The sequence below is a fragment of the Streptomyces sp. NPDC102270 genome (assembly GCF_044766405.1).
GTDB lineage: Bacteria > Actinomycetota > Actinomycetes > Streptomycetales > Streptomycetaceae > Streptomyces.
In genome coordinates, this window is the sequence record NZ_JBIWLX010000030.1 from 40,797 (window position 1) to 60,008 (window position 19,212).

At 69.1% G+C, this 19,212-nt stretch carries 13 protein-coding genes and 5 pseudogenes; 14 read left to right on the plus strand and 4 right to left on the minus strand.

The genetic code is table 11. The features are described from left to right. The first annotated feature begins 6 nt into the window (after positions 1 to 6). The 9 genes and pseudogenes from ACIRP7_RS41635 (at position 7) to ACIRP7_RS41675 (ending at position 8,130) form a co-directional block, all read left to right on the plus strand. Positions 7 to 1,344, plus strand: coding sequence for an enolase C-terminal domain-like protein (locus ACIRP7_RS41635; RefSeq protein WP_403670978.1), 1,338 nt, complete (start codon positions 7 to 9; stop codon positions 1,342 to 1,344). Continuing rightward, positions 1,341 to 2,099 (plus strand): SDR family NAD(P)-dependent oxidoreductase, encoded by a 759-nt coding sequence (locus ACIRP7_RS41640; protein WP_403670981.1) that lies wholly within the window; start codon positions 1,341 to 1,343, stop codon positions 2,097 to 2,099. The genes ACIRP7_RS41635 and ACIRP7_RS41640 overlap by 4 nt, the downstream gene beginning before the upstream one ends. After that, the gene (locus tag ACIRP7_RS41645) at positions 2,096 to 3,094 is read left to right on the plus strand and encodes an aldo/keto reductase (protein WP_403670984.1); all 999 of its coding nucleotides are present in this window, start codon (positions 2,096 to 2,098) and stop codon (positions 3,092 to 3,094) included. The genes ACIRP7_RS41640 and ACIRP7_RS41645 overlap by 4 nt, the downstream gene beginning before the upstream one ends. Further along, a complete protein-coding gene (locus tag ACIRP7_RS41650; RefSeq protein WP_403670987.1) occupies positions 3,091 to 3,402 on the plus strand; it encodes an L-rhamnose mutarotase in 312 nt (103 codons plus the stop codon). Before ACIRP7_RS41645 ends, ACIRP7_RS41650 begins: the two co-directional genes overlap by 4 nt. A 5-nt stretch (positions 3,403 to 3,407) precedes the next feature. Beyond that, the gene (locus ACIRP7_RS41655; protein ID WP_403671015.1) at positions 3,408 to 4,286 is read left to right on the plus strand and encodes an amidohydrolase family protein; all 879 of its coding nucleotides are present in this window, start codon (positions 3,408 to 3,410) and stop codon (positions 4,284 to 4,286) included. Beyond that, a complete protein-coding gene (locus ACIRP7_RS41660; RefSeq protein WP_403670989.1) occupies positions 4,277 to 5,017 on the plus strand; it encodes a (Fe-S)-binding protein in 741 nt (246 codons plus the stop codon). Before ACIRP7_RS41655 ends, ACIRP7_RS41660 begins: the two co-directional genes overlap by 10 nt. Then, a complete protein-coding gene (locus tag ACIRP7_RS41665) occupies positions 5,014 to 6,546 on the plus strand; it encodes a lactate utilization protein B (protein WP_403670992.1) in 1,533 nt (510 codons plus the stop codon). Before ACIRP7_RS41660 ends, ACIRP7_RS41665 begins: the two co-directional genes overlap by 4 nt. Beyond that, positions 6,543 to 7,190 carry a lactate utilization protein C gene (locus tag ACIRP7_RS41670; protein WP_403670995.1) on the plus strand — a complete coding sequence of 216 codons (648 nt, stop codon included), beginning with the start codon at positions 6,543 to 6,545 and terminating at the stop codon, positions 7,188 to 7,190. Before ACIRP7_RS41665 ends, ACIRP7_RS41670 begins: the two co-directional genes overlap by 4 nt. A gap of 236 nt (positions 7,191 to 7,426) precedes the next feature. Then, positions 7,427 to 8,130 (plus strand): annotated as a pseudogene (locus ACIRP7_RS41675) (IS6 family transposase). A gap of 507 nt (positions 8,131 to 8,637) precedes the next feature. Here the strand turns inward: ACIRP7_RS41675 and ACIRP7_RS41680 are convergent. Continuing rightward, positions 8,638 to 9,990 (minus strand): glycoside hydrolase family 43 protein, encoded by a 1,353-nt coding sequence (locus ACIRP7_RS41680; protein WP_403671017.1) that lies wholly within the window; start codon positions 9,988 to 9,990, stop codon positions 8,638 to 8,640. Between the two features lie 44 nt (positions 9,991 to 10,034). Further along, positions 10,035 to 10,704: pseudogene (locus tag ACIRP7_RS41685) on the minus strand (hypothetical protein); the annotation flags it as partial. Between the two features lie 310 nt (positions 10,705 to 11,014). On the opposite strand from ACIRP7_RS41685, the pseudogene ACIRP7_RS41690 reads away from it, so the two are divergent. From ACIRP7_RS41690 to ACIRP7_RS41705, 4 genes and pseudogenes are all read left to right on the plus strand, one after another. After that, a pseudogene (locus tag ACIRP7_RS41690) lies at positions 11,015 to 11,784 on the plus strand (IS21 family transposase); the annotation flags it as partial. A gap of 322 nt (positions 11,785 to 12,106) precedes the next feature. Continuing rightward, positions 12,107 to 13,549 (plus strand): non-reducing end alpha-L-arabinofuranosidase family hydrolase, encoded by a 1,443-nt coding sequence (locus ACIRP7_RS41695; protein WP_403670997.1) that lies wholly within the window; start codon positions 12,107 to 12,109, stop codon positions 13,547 to 13,549. A gap of 64 nt (positions 13,550 to 13,613) precedes the next feature. Then, positions 13,614 to 14,150: an IclR family transcriptional regulator C-terminal domain-containing protein gene (locus tag ACIRP7_RS41700; RefSeq protein WP_403671000.1), complete on the plus strand. Its 537-nt coding sequence runs from the start codon at positions 13,614 to 13,616 to the stop codon at positions 14,148 to 14,150. 373 nt (positions 14,151 to 14,523) lie between these two features. Beyond that, a pseudogene (locus ACIRP7_RS41705) lies at positions 14,524 to 15,974 on the plus strand (NF041680 family putative transposase). 9 nt (positions 15,975 to 15,983) lie between these two features. Here the strand turns inward: ACIRP7_RS41705 and ACIRP7_RS41710 are convergent. Both ACIRP7_RS41710 and ACIRP7_RS41715 read right to left on the minus strand, forming a co-directional pair. Then, positions 15,984 to 16,169, minus strand: a complete 186-nt coding sequence (locus ACIRP7_RS41710; protein WP_403671003.1) for a hypothetical protein — start codon at positions 16,167 to 16,169, stop codon at positions 15,984 to 15,986. 122 nt (positions 16,170 to 16,291) lie between these two features. After that, positions 16,292 to 17,187 (minus strand): annotated as a pseudogene (locus tag ACIRP7_RS41715) (IS5 family transposase). A gap of 601 nt (positions 17,188 to 17,788) precedes the next feature. Between ACIRP7_RS41715 and ACIRP7_RS41720 the strand changes: the two are divergent. Beyond that, positions 17,789 to 18,910 carry an SGNH/GDSL hydrolase family protein gene (locus tag ACIRP7_RS41720; protein WP_403671020.1) on the plus strand — a complete coding sequence of 374 codons (1,122 nt, stop codon included), beginning with the start codon at positions 17,789 to 17,791 and terminating at the stop codon, positions 18,908 to 18,910. The last annotated feature ends 302 nt before the right edge of the window (positions 18,911 to 19,212 follow it).

A 19,212-nucleotide genomic window follows, 5' to 3' on the forward strand; every position in this document is an offset into this window, starting at 1 on the left:
CTCCCCTTGTCCGCAATCTCCGCCCGGATCGTCGCTGTCGACACCTACGACATCCGGTTCCCCACCTCGCGTGAGCTGGACGGCTCGGATGCGATGAATCCGGATCCCGACTACTCCGCCGCCTATGTGGTGCTGCGCACCGACGCCGGCGACGGGCTCGAGGGCCATGGCTTCACCTTCACCATCGGACGCGGCAACGACGTGCAGGTCGCCGCGGTCAACGCCCTGCGTCCTCATCTGCTCGGCCGCTCCGTCGACGAGTTGTGCGCCGACCCCGGCTCGCTGAACCGGGACCTGATCGGGGACAGCCAGTTGCGCTGGCTCGGGCCCGAGAAGGGTGTGATGCACATGGCGATCGGCGCCGTCGTCAACGCCGTATGGGACCTGGCCGCCAAGCGGCAGGGCCAGCCACTGTGGCGGTTGCTCGCCCATGCCGATCCTGAGTGGCTGGTGTCCCAGGTCGACTTCCGCTACATCGCCGACGCCCTCACCCCCGAGGAGGCCGTCCGCCTGCTCACCGAAGGCCGTGCAGGCCTGGCGGAGCGCGAAACCGCGCTGCTGGAGCGCGGCTACCCCGGCTACACCACCTCGCCCGGCTGGCTCGGCTACTCCGACGACAAGCTCACCCGGCTCGCCAAGCAGGCCGTCGCCGACGGTTTCACCCAGATCAAACTCAAGGTCGGCGCCGACCTGGACGACGACATCCGACGGATGCGCGCCGCCCGAGCCGCCGTCGGCGACGGCATCCGCATCGCCATCGACGCCAACCAGCGCTGGAACGTCGGCGAGGCGATCGAGTGGACCAACGCGCTCGCCCCTTTCGACCCGTACTGGATCGAGGAACCCACCAGCCCCGACGACATCCTCGGCCACGCGACCGTGCGCCGGGGCGTCGCGCCGGTGAAGGTCGCCACCGGCGAACACGTGCAGAACCGCATCGTCTTCAAGCAACTGCTGCAGGCCGGCTCCATCGACGTCCTGCAGATCGACGCCGCCCGGGTCGGCGGCGTCAACGAGAACCTGGCGATCCTGCTGCTCGCCGCCAAGTTCGGTGTACCGGTGTGCCCGCACGCCGGGGGAGTAGGGCTGTGCGAACTCGTCCAGCACCTGTCGATGTTCGACTACCTCACCCTGTCCGGCACCACCGAGGACCGGGTGATCGAGTACGTCGACCACCTCCACGAGCACTTCACCGACCCTGTGGCGATCCGCGACGGCCACTACGCCGCGCCGCTCGCGCCCGGCTTCTCCGCCACCATGCACACGACGTCCATCGCCGAGTACCGCTACCCGGACGGCGCCTTCTGGGCCGCCGACCTCGCCGGACAGGAGCAGGCCGCATGACCGGGCTGTCAGGACTCAGGGCCCTCGTCACCGGCGGCGCCTCCGGCATCGGGCTGGCCACGGCCCGGACGCTGGTCGCGCAGGGCGCCCGGGTCGCCGTACTCGACCTCGACCCGTCGGCAGCGCACCCCCCTTTGCTCGGCTTCAAGGCCGACGTCAGTGACGACGCGTCGGTGCGGACCGCCGTGGCGGAGGCGGCCACCGAGATGGGCGGCCTCGACATCCTCGTGAACAACGCGGGCATCGGCGCGGCCGGCACCGTGGAGGACAACCCGGACGAGCTGTGGCACGGCGTCCTGGACATCAATGTCCTGGGGATCGTCCGCACCACCCGCGCCGCCCTGCCGTACCTGCGCCGCTCGCCGAGCGCGGCCGTGGTCAACACCTGCTCGATCGCCGCCACCGCCGGACTGCCGCAGCGCGCCCTGTACTCCGCGAGCAAGGGCGCCGTGCTCTCGCTGACCCTGGCCATGGCCACCGATCACGTCCGCGAGGGGATCCGCGTCAACTGCGTGAACCCCGGCACCGCCGACACCCCCTGGGTCGGCCGGCTGCTGGACGCCGCCGACGACCCGGACGCCGAGCGGGCCGCCCTGAACGCCCGCCAGCCCCTGGGCCGACTGGTCACGGCGGACGAGGTCGCGGCCGCCATCGTCTACCTGGCGAGCCCCGCCGCCGCCAGCGTCACCGGCACCGCACTCGCCGTCGACGGCGGCATGCAAGGTCTTCGGCTGCGCCCGGCGGCCGGCTCATGAGAACCACGACGCTGGGCACGAGTGGTGTCCGGGTCACGGAACTCGCCTTCGGCGCGGCGGGCATCGGCAACCTGTACCGCCCGGTCACCGACGAGGCCGCCGCCGCCGCGGTGGACGCCGCCTGGGACGTGGGCATCCGCACCTTCGACACGGCCCCGCACTACGGACTCGGCCTGTCCGAGCGGCGCCTCGGTACCGCGCTGCGCGGCCGTCCCCGGGAGACGTACACCGTCTCCACCAAGGTCGGCCGGCTGCTGGTGCCGCAGGAGACCGACGGCGACGACCTCGCAGGCGGCTTCGCGGTCCCCGCGACCCATCACCGGGTATGGGACTTCAGCGCCGACGGTGTCCTGCGCTCCCTGGAGGCCAGCCTGGAGCGGCTCGGCCTGGACCGCGTAGACATCGCCCTGCTGCACGACCCCGACGACCACACCGATCAGGCTCTCGGCGAGGCCTACCCGGCATTGGAGCGGCTGCGCGGCGAAGGCGTCGTGGGGGCCATCGGCGTCGGCATGAACCAGACCGCCCTGCTCGCCCGCTTCCTGCGCGAAACGGATGTCGACGCCGTCCTGCTGGCCGGCCGGTACACCCTCCTGGAGCAGCAGGGTCTCGCCGAGGTGCTGCCCGAGGCCGCCGCCCGGGGCAGGAGCGTGCTCGTCGGCGGGGTCTTCAACTCGGGCCTCCTGACCGACCCGCGGCCGAGTGCCACGTACGACTACGCGCCCGTCCCGGAGCCCGTCCTGGCCCGGGCGCTGCGACTGAAGGCCGTCACCGAACGCCACAGCGTCCCGCTGCGTGCCGCCGCCCTGCGCTTCCCCTTCGGCCATCCGGCCGTCGCGAGCGTCCTGACCGGCGCCCGCTCCGCCGACGAGGTGCACGACACCGTCGCACTGCTACGGCGGTCCGTGCCCACCGCCCTCTGGGACGACCTGCGCGCCGAAGGACTCATGCCCGCCGAGGTGCCTGTTCCTCTGCCGACAAGGGAGCCGTCGTGAGGATCGCCCTGCACACCACGGTCCGCGCGGACCGCGCCGAGGAGTACGAGGCGGCACACCGCGAGGTCCCCGAGGAACTCACCACCGCCATCCGCGCCGCCGGAGTGAGCCGGTGGACGATCTGGCGCAGCCGCACCGACCTGTTCCACCTCCTGGAGGTGGACGACTACCCGGCGATGATCGCGGAGCTGGAGAAGCTCCCGGTCAACATCGCCTGGCAGGCCCGGATGACCGACCTGCTGGAGGTCGTCCACGACTACTCGGCGGACGGCGCCGACGCCTCCCTGCCCGTGGTGTGGGAGCTGTGACCGGCATGGACGTCGGCCTCGGCGTCGTCGACGCCCACCACCATGTGTGGGACCTGTCCGTGCGCGACCAGGACTGGATCACCGGCGAGGAACTCGCGCCCCTGCGCCGCGACTTCACCCTCGCCGACCTGGAACCCGAGGCACGGGCCCAGGGAGTCACCGCCACCGTGCTGGTGCAGACGGTCACCGTCCCGGAGGAGACGCCTGAGTTGCCGGCGTTGGCCGCGCGGAGCGAGTTGGTGGCCGGAGTCGTCGGCTGGGCGGACCTGACCGCCCCCGGTGTCGCCGATGCCCTCGCCGGACTCCGGGAACTGCCGGGGGGCGAGCACCCGGTGGGCATCCGCCATCAGGTCCAGGGCGAGCCCGATCCGGGCTGGTTGCTCCGACCGGACGTGCAGAACGGCCTGGCCGCCGTCGCCGAGGCGGGGCTCGTGTACGACCTGCTGGTGAAGCCCCATCAGCTGGCGGCTGCCGTCGAGGCCGTCCGGCGCCTGCCCGGCTGCACCTTCGTCCTCGACCACCTCGGCAAACCGCCCATCGCCTCCGGTGAACTCCAGCCCTGGGCGGACGCGGTACGGCTGCTCGCCGCACTGCCCGACACGGTCTGCAAACTCTCCGGCATGGTCACCGAGGCCGACCGGTCCTGGAACGTGGAAGACCTCAAGCCCTACGCCGACACCGTGCTGGACGCCTTCGGTCCCGAGCGACTGATGTTCGGCTCCGACTGGCCCGTGTGCCGGCCGGCCGCCACCTATGCCGAGGTCGGCGCCGCTGCCGGTGAGCTGATGGCGGGGCTCAGCCCCGCCGAGCGGCGGGAGGTCTTCGCCGGCACTGCCGTACGCACCTACGGCCCGCCCCTCCACAGGAACTCCCCATGCGCATAGCCCTCTTCATCACCTGCTTCAACGACACGATGTTCCCGAGCACCGGCCGGGCGGTGATCACACTGCTGGAACGGCTGGGCCACACCGTGGAGTTTCCCCAGGCGCAGACCTGCTGCGGCCAGATGCACTTCAACACCGGATACCGGCCCGAGACCCTGCCCATGGTGCGCCGCTTCGCCGAGGTCTTCGAGGAGTACGACGCCGTCGTCACCCCCTCCGGATCCTGCGCGGGGATGGTGCGTGATTACCACGCTGTGGTGGCCGGCCAGTACGGAGACGCCGCTCTCGGCGAGGCCGTCGGACGCGTGGCGCCGCGGGTCCACGAGTTGTCGGAGTTCCTGGTCGACGTACTCGGCGTCACCGACGTCGGCGCGTACTTCCCGCACCGTGTCACCTACCACCCCACCTGCCACTCGCTGCGCATGCTGAGGGTCGGCGACCGCCCGCTGCGACTGCTGCGCGCCGTCAAGGGCATCGACCTGGTCGAACTGCCCGACGCCGAGTCCTGCTGCGGCTTCGGCGGCACCTTCGCACTGAAGAATCCCGACGTGTCGAACGCCATGCTGGCCGACAAGATGCGCCACGTGCTGGACACCGGCGCCGAGTACCTGTGTGCGGGCGACAACTCCTGTCTGATGCATGTCGGCGGCGGCCTGTCTCGCCTGCGCACCGGCGTGGGAACCCTGCACCTGGCCGAGATCCTGGCCGCCACGGAAGGAGGCGTCCGATGAGCGGCGCCGACAACGTCATCTGGCTCGGCGCTCCCGCCTTCCCCGACGCGGCCCGTACCGCGCTGGCCGACACCCGACAGCGGGCGAACCTGCGCCGGGCGACCGGCACCATCCGCGACAAGCGTCTGGCCGTCGCCGCCGAACTCGAAGACTGGGAGGAACTGCGGGAGAGGGCCGCCGTCGTCAAGCGGAGCACCCTGCGGCACCTGGACCAGCATCTGCTGCGTCTGGAGCAGGCGGTGACGGCCGCGGGCGGCACCGTCCACTGGGCGGCCGACGCCGCCGAGGCCAACCGCATCGTCACCTCGTTGGTGCGGGCCACCGGTGAGAGCGAGGTCGTGAAGGTCAAGTCGATGGCCACCCAGGAGATCGGTCTCAACGAGGCACTCGCCGAGGCCGGGATCCGCGCGTACGAGACCGATCTGGCCGAACTCATCGTCCAATTGGGCGACGACCGGCCCTCACACATCCTCGTCCCGGCCATCCACCGGGGCCGCTCCGAGATCCGGGAGATCTTCCAGCGGGAGATGGGCGCCTGGGGAAAGCCTGCCCCCGAGGGGCTCACCGACGATCCGCGCGACCTCGCCGAAGCCGCCCGCCTGCACCTGCGGGAGAAGTTCCTGCGGGCCAAGGTGGCCGTCTCCGGCGCCAACTTCGCCGCGGCGGACACCGGCACCGTGGTCGTCGTCGAGTCGGAGGGAAACGGCCGGATGTGCCTGACCCTGCCGGAGACACTGATCACCGTCATGGGCATCGAGAAGGTCCTGCCGTCCTTCACCGACCTGGACGTCTTCCTCCAGCTGCTGCCGCGCTCCTCCACGGGCGAGCGGATGAACCCCTACACCTCGTTGTGGACGGGCGTCACCGAGGGCGACGGGCCGCAGGACTTCCACCTCGTGCTGCTCGACAACGGCCGCACCGCGACCCTGGCCGACGAGGTGGGCCGCCAGGCGCTGTCCTGCATCCGCTGCTCGGCCTGCCTGAACGTGTGCCCGGTGTACGAGCGCACCGGCGGCCACGCCTACGGCTCGGTGTATCCCGGTCCCATCGGTGCCGTACTGACCCCTCAGCTCGTCGGCATCGAGCAGGCGGCCTCGCTGCCGTTCGCCTCGACGCTGTGCGGGGCCTGCTATGACGCCTGCCCGGTGAAGATCAACATTCCGGAGGTGCTGGTCCATCTGCGGGCCGAGGCGGTCGAGGCGAAGCGTGCGGCCCGGCTGCTGCCCACCCCGGAGGCGCTGGCGATGAATGCCGCGGGCGCGGTCCTGGCCTCGCCCCGGCGGCTGGCGGCAGCCCAGCGACTCGGCGCCTTCGGTGCCCGACTGGTGGCCCGCGACGGACGGATCGGTGCCCTCCCCGGCCCGTTCGCCCGCTGGTCCGGAACGCGTGACACACCCGCGCCGGCCCGGGAATCGCTGCGCGCCTGGTGGCGCCGTACGAGAGGGGACGGCGACACGCCGCAGGGAAGCCGCACGCGCGGTCGCCCTGGAGGAAACAGCCGTACGACAGAGGAAGGCGAGCGGCGATGAACGGCCGTGACACCGTACTGCGGAGCATTCGCGGCGCTCTGAGCGACGTGCCACGCTCCGACACCCCCGACGCTGTCCCGGCGCCGCCGGCTTGTGGCGCCGACCACGCCGGACCGGACGTCGTCGGGCTGTTCGCCGAACGAGCCGCCGACTACCGCGCCACCGTCGTCCGCGTGCCCGAGGGCGAGGCCGCCGCCGCTGTCGCTCGCGCGCTTGTGCGGGCCGGAGCGCGCTCGCTGGTGATCCCGCCCGGGTTCCCCGAGGACCTGCTGCCTCCTGGTGACTGGGCCCGGCTGGCGGACGTCCCACCGCTGAGCATCGGACAACTCGACGCGGCGGACGCGGTGGTCACCACCGCCGCCGGCGCCATCGCCGTCACGGGCACGGTGGTGCTCGACAGCGGCCCCGGCCAGGGCCGCCGGGCGCTGACCCTCCTTCCGGACCAGCATGTCTGCGTGGTGCGGTCGAGCCAGATCGCCGGTGACGTGCCCGAGGCGCTCGGCCGTCTCGATCCGCTGCGGCCTCTGACCCTCGTCTCCGGCCCCTCGGCCACCAGCGACATCGAACTGGAGCGTGTGGAAGGGGTGCACGGGCCGCGGACCCTGGACATCGTGGTGATCGAGGACTTGCCCCTCCCCTCGTAGCGTGAAGCCCGTGATTGCAGGGGAAGTTGGGATTCACGGGGTCCAGGCAACGCGCTTACGATGCCGAGTTCCGTGAGAGTGCTGTACGCGTCGTGGATCACCGGCTTCTACGTCGCGGGTGTCTTCCTGTGCGCCGGCCTGGCCGCACTCGGTGGGGCGCCGTCACGTTGGTTGACCGGGTGGGATGATCTTCTGGTTGATCGTGCCGGAGGGGGCTGTTCGTGGGGGCCGGGTCGCTGTCGTGCAAGGGGCACCGGTACCGGGTCGAGGTGATCTCCCACTGCGTGTGGCTGTACTTCCGGTTCCCGCTCAGCTTCCGTGAGGTGGAGGAGCTGATGTTCGAGCGCGGGATCATCGTCTCGTACGAGACGATCCGCCGCTGGTGCGCCAAGTTCGGTCAGGCCTACGCGAACGGACTACGCCGTCGCCGGCCCCGGACCGGCGAAAAGTGGCACCTTGACGAGGTCTTCATCAAGATCAACGGCGAGCAGGAATACCCGTGGCGGGCCGTCGGCCAGGACGGCAACGTGCTGGACATCCTCGTGCAGAACCGACGCGGCAAGGCCGCGGCCAGGCGATTCTTCCGTGGCCTTCTCACAAAGACGGGTACGGTGCCGTGGGTGGTCGTCACCGGCAAGCTCCGCTTCTACGGAGCCGCCCACCGCGAGGTCATGGCCTCGGTCGAGCACCGCTCCCACAAAGGGCTGAACAACCGGGCCGAGAACTCACACCAACCGACCCGGCAGCGCGAACGGGCCCTGAAAGGCTTCCGCAGCACCGGCGCAGCGCAGAAATCCTCGCCGCGTTCAGCGGGATCTCACCCCACTTCCGACCCCACCGCCCCAGCCTGTCCGCTACCCACTACCGAGTCGAGATGATCATCCGCTTCGCCATCTGGGACCACATCACCGGCATCGCCGGCCTGCCCGCAGCAGCCTGACCCAGGCCGACACCCGGGCCGGCCACACTCCAGCACCTGTCAGGCACTCACGCACCCAACAACGTGACAGCGCCCTCCGAAGTCCGCCCAGGTCGCCACCGGCGTATGGCGTGGTCGGGCTGCTGACATCCCCGTTGTGACGCCTTCGACCATGCCCTGGCTGGAGTTGAGGATGTGGGAGGGCGGATGGGCGGCGCGGACGCAGCCGGGGCTCGGGGCGCGCTCACCGGTGTTGCGCGTCGGCGGGGCCTCCGCCCCGCGCCGCCGTCAGGGCGGCGGTGATGTCAGGCGGGGGACGTCGGCGGGGGGACGAGAAGACGGCCGCCGGACTGGCGGTCTGTGGAGCGAAGGTCAGGCCAGGACTCGTCCCGGCACAGCGCGACGAAGCGGGAAGCCACGGATTCCCGTCCGAAGACTGTGCCGCTACGCGGCTACGCGGCACAGTCTTCGGACGGGAAGGCCGGAATCTTTGGCCTTCAGCCCGAGGAGCAAGTCGACGTGGTGCGGTTACGCGGCGCGGGTGAACTGCCACCAGTTCATGTTGAAGAGGTAGCCGCTGCCGCCGGTGAACGTCAGGTAGAGGTCCTGGGTTCCCGTCGCGCCGCTCACGGGGCAGGTCACCGTGGTCCAGGCCTGCCAGCCGCCGGTGTTCGGCACACTGCACCGGCCCACGACCGTCCCGCTCGGACTGCCCAGGTGCAGCTCGACGGTGCCGCCGCCGGCGGCGGAGGCCACGCGCGCGGTGAAGGAGGAGGCGCCGGCCCCGAAGGCCACGCCCTTGACCTTGATGGAGTCGCCGTTTTCGATCCAGCCGACGTCCATTCCGCCGTCACTGGTCCATTCGGTCTCGATCCCGGAACTCCAGGCGATCGTCTCGGCCTCCTGGCGTACGTACGGGTCAAGCGCGCCGATCCGGGGCGCACCGGTGTTCGTCATGTTGATCGTCGGGATAGTTCCGTCAGCGTTGTAGGAGAACTTCTCCACGGCGACCGAGCGGGTGAAGCCGCCGCCGCCCGGGAGGGCGCCGTTGTGGTAGAAGAAATACGAGTTGCCCTGAAAGTCCACGATCCCGGGGTGGTTGGTGAAGCTGTTGCCCTGGGCGGGCATGACTGTTCCCCGGTAGGTCCACGGCCCGGTCGGGCTGGGTGCCGTGGAGTAGGCGATGAACTCCGAGCAGCACCTGGCCGCATACACCATGTAGTACAGGCCGTTGCGCTTGTAGACCCAGGGTGCTTCTTCGTACAGCGTGGGACGGTCGGGGTTGTCGGTGCGGGTGCCGAAGCCCGCGGTGGTGAGCGGAATTTGGACGGGGCTGCCTGCGTAGGACGTCATGTCCGCGTTCAGCTTGACGTACCACAGGTTCGGATTGCCCCAGTACAGGTAGGCCTGGCCGTCGTCGTCGATGAAGACGGTCGGGTCGATCTCACTGTTCTCCACCAGCGGGTGGCCGAGGGCGTCCCGGAACGGGCCGGTGGGGCTGTCCGACACCGCCACGCCGATGGCCATTCGGCCGGTCGCCCGGGCCGTCACCGGCACATACCAGTAGAACTTGCCGCCCCGTTCGACGGCCTGGCCCGCCCACGCGTCGGCGGACGCCCAGCTGAAGGTGGCCAGGCTGAGCGGCGAGCCGTGGTCGGTCCAGTTGACCATGTCGGCGGAGGACCACACCCGCCAGTCCTTCATCACGAAGGAGGAGGTGGAGCCGTCCTCGTCGTGCCCGGTGTAGAGGTAGACCCGCCCGTTGTACACCAGTGGGGCAGGGTCGGCGGTGTAGACGTTCTGCACGATCGGGTTGTCGGCCTTGGCCGCCGTGGGATGCACCGCGGCGGGAAGGACGGCGAACGCCAACATGAGGATCAGCACCCAGGTTGCCCGGGCGAGCCTCGTACCGGTGGCGGGTGATCTCACTGCGGTCGGGTGAGCCGTTGGCCTGTGGACGGCGGTACTGGCCATGGTGTGGTCCTTCCTGGTGCTGCGGGTCGGGGACTGAGCAGCTGGTCAGATGCGGGGGAGGGACGTTGCTGTGCTTGGGGTGTGGTCAGTGCGAACCGTGCGATGCGGACGGAACCGCCGAGTGTCTGCGTGGCGTAGCTGGAAGGGCGAAGCGGTAGCCCATGAAGAACTGCCAGGTGTTGCCCATGGTGAACGCGGCCCCAGGCGGGTGAAGTTGGTGCCGTCGGTGCTGTGGGAGAAGGTTCCCGGGCGGGAGGCGCCGGGGCGGATGCCGGCGGCCGCGCGCAGCCGGATGCGACCGCCGTGACGTTGTCGCTCGCGACTTCGGCGCCGGTGGTGCTCCAGTTGCTGTCCATCGCGGATCGTCGCGTCGTCCAGCTGGATCGTCGCGGTGGAGATGGGTCCCTGAATCCGGTGGGTGAGGGTATTGCGGGCCCAGTACAGGTGGTTGGTGGCCGTCGCGGTGCGCAGGGTCAGGCCGTTGTTGACGGACCATGTGTCGTGGTCCGGTTTGTGGTTCCCTTCCGGTCAGTGGGGTGACCTGGCGGGGTGGGGGCGGCAGGGCGGGGCTGGATACGACGTGCCCCAGGCACGGCCTACGAGTTGGACGACGGGCCGGCCGCGCCAGGCCTAATAGGAGGACCACAGCCGCGCGGCACAGGCGCGGGCGCGGCATGGTGCGGGTGACGTCACACGATGCTCCAGGAGGCGATCGGGGCTCGCCGCACGAATGCCGGGTGCACCCTTCCAAGTCCGGCACTTGGCGTGTGGGGGAGAGCCTTACTGGTACGGATGATGCGGGTGCTGTCATGCCCGGCATGTGCACCATGCGCAAGCCGCTTCGGGCCGGGATGTGTTCGATACTGCGAACGTGAACCGGTCCTTCGGACGGCATGGATCCTAGGAGTTGAGAGCGGACAGCACAAGATCCTCGATCGACCCGTTCATGCCGAAGATTGAGGAGTGGGTCGACCGGTCGCGGCGTACGGTGCGAGCCGACGAGCTCCACGAACGCCTCCAGCTACTGGGGTTCACCGGGGACGAGCGGACGACGCGGCGGGCGGTCGCGCGGGCGAAGGGAACAGTGGCGGGCCGGCCACCGTCGTACTTACCGGCCGCGGATCGCCGAGCCCGGTCTCTGGTTCCAGTTCGACTGGGGATGGGGCCCGAAAGTGCCTGTTCCGGGCGGTGGAGGCGAGCGCGCGAGACGCTGTTGTTCTGTGCGTGGCCGGCGTGGTCCCGCTTCCGGGTGGTGATCCCGGTCTGGGACCGGACCCTGCCCACGGTGCTCTCGTGCATCGACTCCACTTTGCGGGCGATCGGCGGGGCACCGACCTGTCTACTCACCGACAACGAGAAGACGATGACCATCGACCGGCTCGCCGGGATCGCGGTCCGTCTCCTCAAGTCGTGGCCGCAGGACGCCACTACGGCCTGCAAGTGCACACCTGCGTCCCGTTCGACCCCGAGTCCAAATGGGGGCAGGGAGGCCACCGTCCGTATCGCGAAGACGAACCTGATCCCGACCTCCGCGAACCCGCGGGAGAAGCACGGTAGCTTCGCCGAACTCCGCGGGGCCTGCGCGAATCTTCTGGCGGTAGGTCAACACCCGAGTCCACCGCGAGACAGGCAGGGCACCGGCCTCCGCGCCAGACGGTCGAACGCACCCGCCTGCAACCGCTGCCCCTCACACCCTCAACTTGGACCGGGCGGCAACCTTTTCGGGAGCGGCGGCAACCAGTACTGCAACGGTGCCTGTCCAAGCCCGCGCTCGCACCGCCGCCTGACCTCGCGTCAAAGGTCTTTGCAATAACGGGATTTGAAGGCCCGGTTTCAGCCTGTGAACGTTTCTGCTCGCGGATATTGCGCGAAGTGTTGACGTGTTTCATGGGATGTCTAGCATTCTCTCGATCGGCACTTCGACCCTTGTTCGGTATATCGGACAAGGATGCACCATGTCGGCATCCGGGCAGCCCCTGACGGGGAAGACCGGAGTCGCTCGCTCAGGGATGACGAGGTCCTTATGCGCAGTCGTAGTTTCAGCCGCAGACGTCCGTCGGTGGTGTTCGCCGCAGCGGTTGCGGCCCTGGCCGCATTGGCGGCGCTGCTCGTCGCCGGCCCGGCTCAGGCGGCCACCACCAGCGACGTGCGCGGTGTTGATTCCGGCAAGTGTCTCGATGTGTCGGGCTTCAGCCAGACCGACGGCGCGAACGTGCACATCTGGGACTGCCACGGCGGAACCAACCAGCAGTGGACGTTGACGGACAGCAACCAGCTGACCGTCTACGGCAATAAGTGCCTGGACGTCCGGGGCGGCGCCACCACGTCCGGCACGCCGGTACAGATCTGGACGTGCAACGGCAGCGACAACCAGCAGTGGCGGGTCAACCCCGACGGCACGATCGTCGGCGTGCGGTCCGGACTCTGCCTGGAAGCCGCGGGCTGGGGCAAATCCAACGGCACAGGAGTGCAGATCTGGTCGTGCCACGGCGGCACCAACCAGAAGTGGACCGGCCTGTCAGGAGCGAACCACGTGTGTGCTCTTCCGTCGACCTACCGCTGGACATCGACCGGCCCGCTGGCGGAGCCGAAGGCGGGCTGGGCCTCGCTCAAGGACTTCACCAGCGTCGTCTACAACGGCAAGCACATCGTCTATGCCACGACGCACAACACCCTCGCCGGTGACGACGGGCGCTGGGGACTGACGACCTTCAGCCCCTTCACGAACTGGTCCGACATGGCCACCGCCACCCAGAACACGATCCCCTTCGACGGCATCGCGCCGACGCTGTTCTACTTCGCCCCGAAGAACCTCTGGGTGCTCGCCTACAACGGGGCTTGGCCATACAGCTTCGGCTACCGCACCTCAAGTGACCCCACCAACCCCAACGGCTGGTCCGCGCAGCAGGAGCTGTTCACGGGCACCCTCCCGAAGGGGGGCCCCCTCGACGTGACCCTCATCGGCGACGACACGAACATGTACATGTTCTTCGCCGACGACGAGGGCAGCATCTACCGCGCCAGCATGCCCATCGGCAACTTCCCGGGCACCTTCGGTTCGTTCACGAAGATCATGAGCGACACGCCGCTCAACCTGTTCGAGGCGCCGGAGGTCTACAAGGTCCAGGGCCAGAACCAGTACCTCATGATCGTCGAGGCCCAGAACTACACAGGGTATGGCCGCTACTTCCGCGCGTTCACGGCCACCAGCCTCGACGGCACGTGGACACCGCAGGCCGGGGCCGACACCGTGACCAGCCCCTTCGCCGGCAGTGCCAACAGCGGCGCGACGGCCTGGACCAGGGACATCAGCCACGGCGATCTGGTTCGCACCAACCCCGACCAGACCAAGACCATCGACCCCTGCAATCTGCAGTTCCTCTACCAGGGACGCGACCCCAGCACCGACGGCATGGACTACGGCCTCCTGCCGTACCGGCCGGGCGTGCTGACACTGCAGCGCTAGCCGGTGGCGTGACACAGGTCCTGGTGGTCGTGACGCTCGCGGGCAACGACGTACGCCGGACCGGGTGAGCGTCACAGCAAGCGATCAGGAAGGAGTGGAGTTGGAGCGGCGGGCTCGGTGCAAGGCCGAGCCCGCCGCCACGTGGAGAACCCGGATGGTGGCGGCCTCGTCCTGCTCGACCGAGGATGTCCTGTTCCTGGAACGGCTCTCGGCCCCCAACGTGGTGATCAACTACACCCGAATCGCTGGGCGCCTGTCCCTGCACGCATCCTCCAGCGGACTGGTGCTGCTGGCCTACGGCCCCACATCCCTGAAGGAAGCTGTCCCTTCGGGCCCGTTGATCGCCTACACGTCGGCCACTCCGGCCGAGCCCACCCGGTTGCGTGCGGTCCTGGCCGAGGCCCGGCAGCAGGGATACGCCTATTGCCCCGGACGCGTCCATCAAGAGGCTCTCGGAATCGCCGCTCCGATACGCGGAGCCGAGGGTGCGGTGGTCGCGGCGCCGTCGGTCATCGTGCCCAGCGAGTCGAGCGCCCATGCCGTCGTTCCCGTGGTCCGGATGGCTGCTCGGGGTATCTCCCGTGCCCGGCAGCGTCTTTGATGAGCGGTGCTGGCCCGGGGTGGCGGAGATGGAGCCGGCCGGCATCGCGCGCGCCCTCGGCGTGTATGCCCAGCGGGTCATCACCCCGCGCGGCTCCACCGCGTGTCCGGCCTGGAACTGATGACGGCTTGTGCACGGCAGGTCAGTGACCGCCGCACGTCTCCAGCCAAGCCGGGCGCGCCTGCCTCCCGGCAAATCCGGCAAACGCGCCATCAGCGAAGAGCAGATGCCTCAGCTTGTGCTTTTCCTTTGGCCTCGAACGGCGTGTCGAACGGAGCCGCTCATCCGGGTGTTCGCCGGACGTGGACACGGCCTTCGTCTGATCCTGTGCTCCGACCAAGGACGCGCCTGACCACGACGAAGGCCGCGAGGAATGAGTGTGCTGCACCACGATGTCCGGCGGGAGGCGTTCGCTGAAGCGTCACACTTCCGGGAGGACTTCTTCGCGTGCCTGACTGCGCGGCCTGACGAGCTGTTCGAGCTCGCGGACGCGTTTGTTGTGCGCGGACGGTCCGGTGCGGTCCCCGGTGGAGTTGTCGTTGACGCCCGAGCACCGGCGTGGGCACGGCGCGCTGTACGGGGCTCTCAACCGGGGTAGCGTCGATGCCGGACAGCTGCGGCGGACGCTGGCCGCGCTGCCCCAGCCCGAGGCGGCCGACGGCCGGCTGGTCCTGGCTGTGGATGTGTGCAACTGGCCGCGGCCGGACGCCGAGTGCAGCCCGGACAGGCTCTTCTGCCACACCACGGTCGCGGCCGGGACCAGCACCTGATGATCCCGGGCTGGCCGTACTCGTTCGTCGCCGCTCTCGAATCGGGCCGCACCTCCTGGTGCCGGCTGCTGGACGCGGTGCGGCTCGGCCCCGAGGACGACGTCGCCGAGGTCACCGCCGCCCAGGTTCGCCGCGTGGTCGAGGACCTGATCGCCGGCGGAAGCTGGCGCGACGGCGATCCGGACATCCTGGTTGTCTTCGACGCCGGCTACGACGCCCCGCGCATGGCCTACCTGCTCGACGGACTGCCTGTTGAGGTCCTGGGACGGATGCGCTCGGACCGCGTCATGCGCCGCCCGACACCCACCCAGCTGGAGTACTCCCGGGCCTACCCTCAGGGCGGGCGGCCTCCCAAGCACGGCAAGGAGTTCCGCTTCGCCAAGCCCGAGACCTGGAGCGAGCCGGACGCAGAGACCGTCCAGGTCACCGACCGCTAGGGGACCGCCCGGGCGACGGCCTGGGACCGTATCCATCCCCGGCTCACTACCCGCTCCGCATGGATCGACCACGACGGCGAACTGCCCATCATCGAAGGGACATTGATACGCCTTGAGGTGGACCGCCTGCCCGGCGGCGGAGATCCGCTGCCGCTGTGGTTGTGGTCCTCCGCCACCGGCCTGACGAGCGCCGGCGTCGATCTGCGCTGGCAGGCGTTCCTGCGACGCTTCGACCTGGAGCACACGTTCCGCATGACCAAGCAGACCCTCGGCTGGACCCGGCCGAAGCTCCGCACCAGGCAGCGGCGGACCGGTGGACGTGGTTGATCATCGACGCGCATACCCAGCTACGGCTCGCCCGTCCACTCTCCGAAGATGTCCGTCGGCCCTGGGAGCGCTCGATGGAACCGAACAAGCTCACCCCGGCCCGGGTCCGCCGGGGGTTCAGAAACCTCCGCCCGGCCTTGCACTGCCCGACCCGTGCGCCGAAACCATCGCGGCCGGGCCCCGGCAGGCCCCTCGGGTCGAAGAACCAGCGACTGGCCACCCGCTACGACGTGGGCAAAACCGTCCGGCGCCCGGAGACCATCAGCGAACGCGACCGGATCAGACCCTGAGGGGCAAGATCAGACAGTCCTCACGACATCCGACAAGGGGATGTCGATCCTGGTCGCGTCGCCGAAGATATCCACCGTCAACTCGACACGGCCCCGAACATGGTCAACAGCCACGACGGGGCTCGTGAAGTCGGTGAACGGTCCACCGGTAATCCGCACGTTGGTCCCGACCTTGATGTCCATCTCGTGCGTCACACCAGCCCCCTTCGCGCCACTACGTCAATCAGCCACCGCCGACAGAAGCCAACCTACCTTCGGCGGAGGGGGCCGAACCGCGCGGGGCAGGCTGCGATGCGACCGCTGGTTAAAGCACAGGCTCAGAGGTCGTTTTCTCCCGTTGTTTCATCTTGGGGTGCGAATGTGATCCGGTGATGTCGGGTCGCGCCAGGAGATGGTGTTCTGAGGCGGCGGGCCATCAGGTCGGTCATGGCCAGGTGGATCATGGCCTCGGAGCGGGCCGGGAGGGTCTCGTGGTCGCGGGCCAGGCGGCGGTGGAGCATCAGCCAGCCGTATGTTCGCTCAACAGTCCAACGTTTCGGCATCGGGGTGAATCCCCTGGTCCCGGGTTTGCGGGCGGTGATTTCCATGTCGATGCCCAAGGTGGCGGCATGCTCGACGAGGTGCTGGCGGTAACCGCCATCGACCCACACCTTGCGGATGCCGGGATGGTCGGCGGCAACCTGGTCGAGCAGCTGGGTGCCGGCCACGGAGTCCTGGACACTGGCTGCGGTGACCAGCACCGCGAGAAGCAGGCCGAGCGTGTCGGTGACGATGCTCCGTTTACGGCCGACGATCTTCTTGCCTGCGTCCGTGCCCTGGCTCACGACGGGGACGCTGGTGGAGGTCTTCACGCTCTGCGCGTCGATTACGCAGGCCGAGGGCTCGGCATTCCGGCCCAGCCCTCCTTTCTCCTAAGCAACTCCCTTAGCACGCCGTTGAGTTGGGCAAACACCCCTTCCTTCTGCCACTTCGCGAAGTAGCCGTAGACCGTCTCCCAGGGCGGGAAGTCGTGTGGCAGGTAGCGCCACTGCACCCCGGTGCGGTCCACGTAGAGGATCGCGTTCATGATCTCGCGCAGGTCGTGCTCGGGCGGCCGGCCGAAGTCCAGGGCCCGGCCGCGGCGCTCGAAGCGCCAGGCCGCGAGAACCGGCTCGATCAACTCCCAGCGGGCATCGGACAGATCACTCGGATACGGACGTCGCCGCTCACTCATGACCTTGGCGTACCGCTCCGAGCCGAGTGCGCCCAGGTGTGCATCTTCGGCCGTGGAAGCACGGCATGGAACCGGGCGTCTTGGAATGAGACAGGCGCACGTCGCGTCCCGCCCCAGACATCACCCCGTCCGGCTCTCAAGGCCCCACTCGTGCCGACAACCTCACCAGCATCAGACCGCCACGACTCGCAATTTATGAGATATACACCTAAGTGAGGCGAAAACGACCTCTCGGCGCCTGTTCTGAGAGGAGAATTCCTCCCCAGTCGATCACCGACAGACAGGCTACCAACGGGTCCCGTCACCAAGTGTGAATTGATGGGATCATTTTGGCCGTTACACGTGTCAGAGGATCCGTCACTTTGTCGGCCTTCCCACAGCCAAGCCGGTGGCCATCCCCCTAGATTGACGCCCGCACCCGAAACAACCCGGGCGGAACCCGCAATCTCATCGGCGGCATACATCCCATCTAGGCTTCTCAGAAAGGCCTTCTTCGGGTGCCCGGGAACCGTGGCGGCTGAGTTGCGCTGCTTCCCGTCATGTCTCACCCCATGCTGATCGGCATTTCGGACCCCCCAAACAACTGAAAGTGCACCAAGTGATGAGATTCCTCGAGCGTTTCGGCCCCGGGCTGGCCATCTCTGCTGCGGCGATCGCGTTGAGCACGCCCGGACCGGCCATCGCCGGCGAGGTGAGCAACGGCAAGGACGCCACGTACTACATCTCGCTCGGTGACTCCCTGACCACGGGTTACCAGCCGGACGTGGACAAGGACACCGACCTCGCCTACACCGACCAGCTCTACGCGCAGCTCAAGCAGCGCACCCCCGGACTGAAGCACATACGCCTCGGCTGCACCGCTGAGACCACCGAGTCTCTGATCAAGGGCGGCAAGTGCGACTACCCGCACGCCAAGTCCCAACTGGACGCCGCCCTGCAGGCCTTGGCCCAGCACCGCGGCAAGGTCGCCTACGTGACCCTCAGCGTGGGCGCGAACGACATCCTCCTCAACTGCGTCGGCCCCGCCGGCACCCTCGACGGGGCGTGCCTGAACAGCCGGAGCCAGACCATGGCGAAGAACATCGCCCAGATCGCGGGCGCGCTCCGCAAGGCGGGCACGAACAACACCCAGTTCGTGGGCTCGACGTACTACAACCCGTTCCTGGCGACCTGGCTGCTGGGCGCCGCGGGTCAGCAGGCCGCCAAGGAGTCGGCACCCCTGGTCGGGGCCGCCAACACGGGCATCACCCAGGTGTACAAGTCCACCGGCTTCAAGGTGGCGGACGTGGCCGGGGCCTTCTCCTCGGACGACTTCACCACCCAGGTCAACGTGCCCGGCGCGGGTGAGGTGCCGGCCAACGTGGCCAAGATCTGCCAGCTGACCTGGGCGTGCACGAAGAAGGACCCCCACCCCAACGCCGACGGCCACAAGCTGATCGCCGGCGCCTTCGCGGCGCAGCTCGCCGACAACGACGTGCCCGGTGCGAGTCCGTCCCCTACCCCCACCCCTGACGACTCGGCCACGCCCGAGCCCGGCACCAGCAGGGGCAGCGGCAGCGGCAGCGACACGGGGGCGAACCAGCCGTCCACGAACGGAGACCTCGCCGAAACCGGCGCGTCGAGCAGCACCCCCGTCCTCGCGGGTGCCGGTCTCGCCGTCGTGGCGGCCGGCAGCGCCGCGGTCTACGTCGCGCGCAGGCGCCGTACGACCGACGAGAGCTGACAGTCAGTCGGTAGATCCCGGACGACAGCAGGCCGCCCGCGATGTCGCGGGGGGCCTGCTGCCCGGCTACGGACGACCGGGCAGCCCGGAGGGCGGGGCTCGCTCTGCTGCGCAAGGCACAGCGCGATGGGCACGGTCACACAAGGGTGTTCTCCATCCCCCCCTCCTACGCCCACCAGCTGCTGACCGATGTGGTGCCGGTGGATAAGACATCATCTCATTTGGTAAGTCTGCGGTAGCAGATGAGGGTGCAGGCGATGCTGGTGAAAGCCAGGAAGTGCTCCGCTTTGCGCTCGTAGCGG

What these genes read in the sequence shown, in the direction of transcription:
- ACIRP7_RS41640 (WP_403670981.1), top strand. Translation starts at nt 1,341, where the DNA reads ATGACCGGGCTGTCAGGACTCAGGGCCCTCGTCACCGGCGGCGCCTCC.
- ACIRP7_RS41645 (WP_403670984.1), top strand. Translation starts at nt 2,096, where the DNA reads ATGAGAACCACGACGCTGGGCACGAGTGGTGTCCGGGTCACGGAACTC.
- ACIRP7_RS41655 (WP_403671015.1), top strand. Translation starts at nt 3,408, where the DNA reads ATGGACGTCGGCCTCGGCGTCGTCGACGCCCACCACCATGTGTGGGAC.
- ACIRP7_RS41660 (WP_403670989.1), top strand. Translation starts at nt 4,277, where the DNA reads ATGCGCATAGCCCTCTTCATCACCTGCTTCAACGACACGATGTTCCCG.
- ACIRP7_RS41665 (WP_403670992.1), top strand. Translation starts at nt 5,014, where the DNA reads ATGAGCGGCGCCGACAACGTCATCTGGCTCGGCGCTCCCGCCTTCCCC.
- ACIRP7_RS41670 (WP_403670995.1), top strand. Translation starts at nt 6,543, where the DNA reads ATGAACGGCCGTGACACCGTACTGCGGAGCATTCGCGGCGCTCTGAGC.
- ACIRP7_RS41695 (WP_403670997.1), top strand. Translation starts at nt 12,107, where the DNA reads ATGCGCAGTCGTAGTTTCAGCCGCAGACGTCCGTCGGTGGTGTTCGCC.
- ACIRP7_RS41720 (WP_403671020.1), top strand. Translation starts at nt 17,789, where the DNA reads ATGAGATTCCTCGAGCGTTTCGGCCCCGGGCTGGCCATCTCTGCTGCG.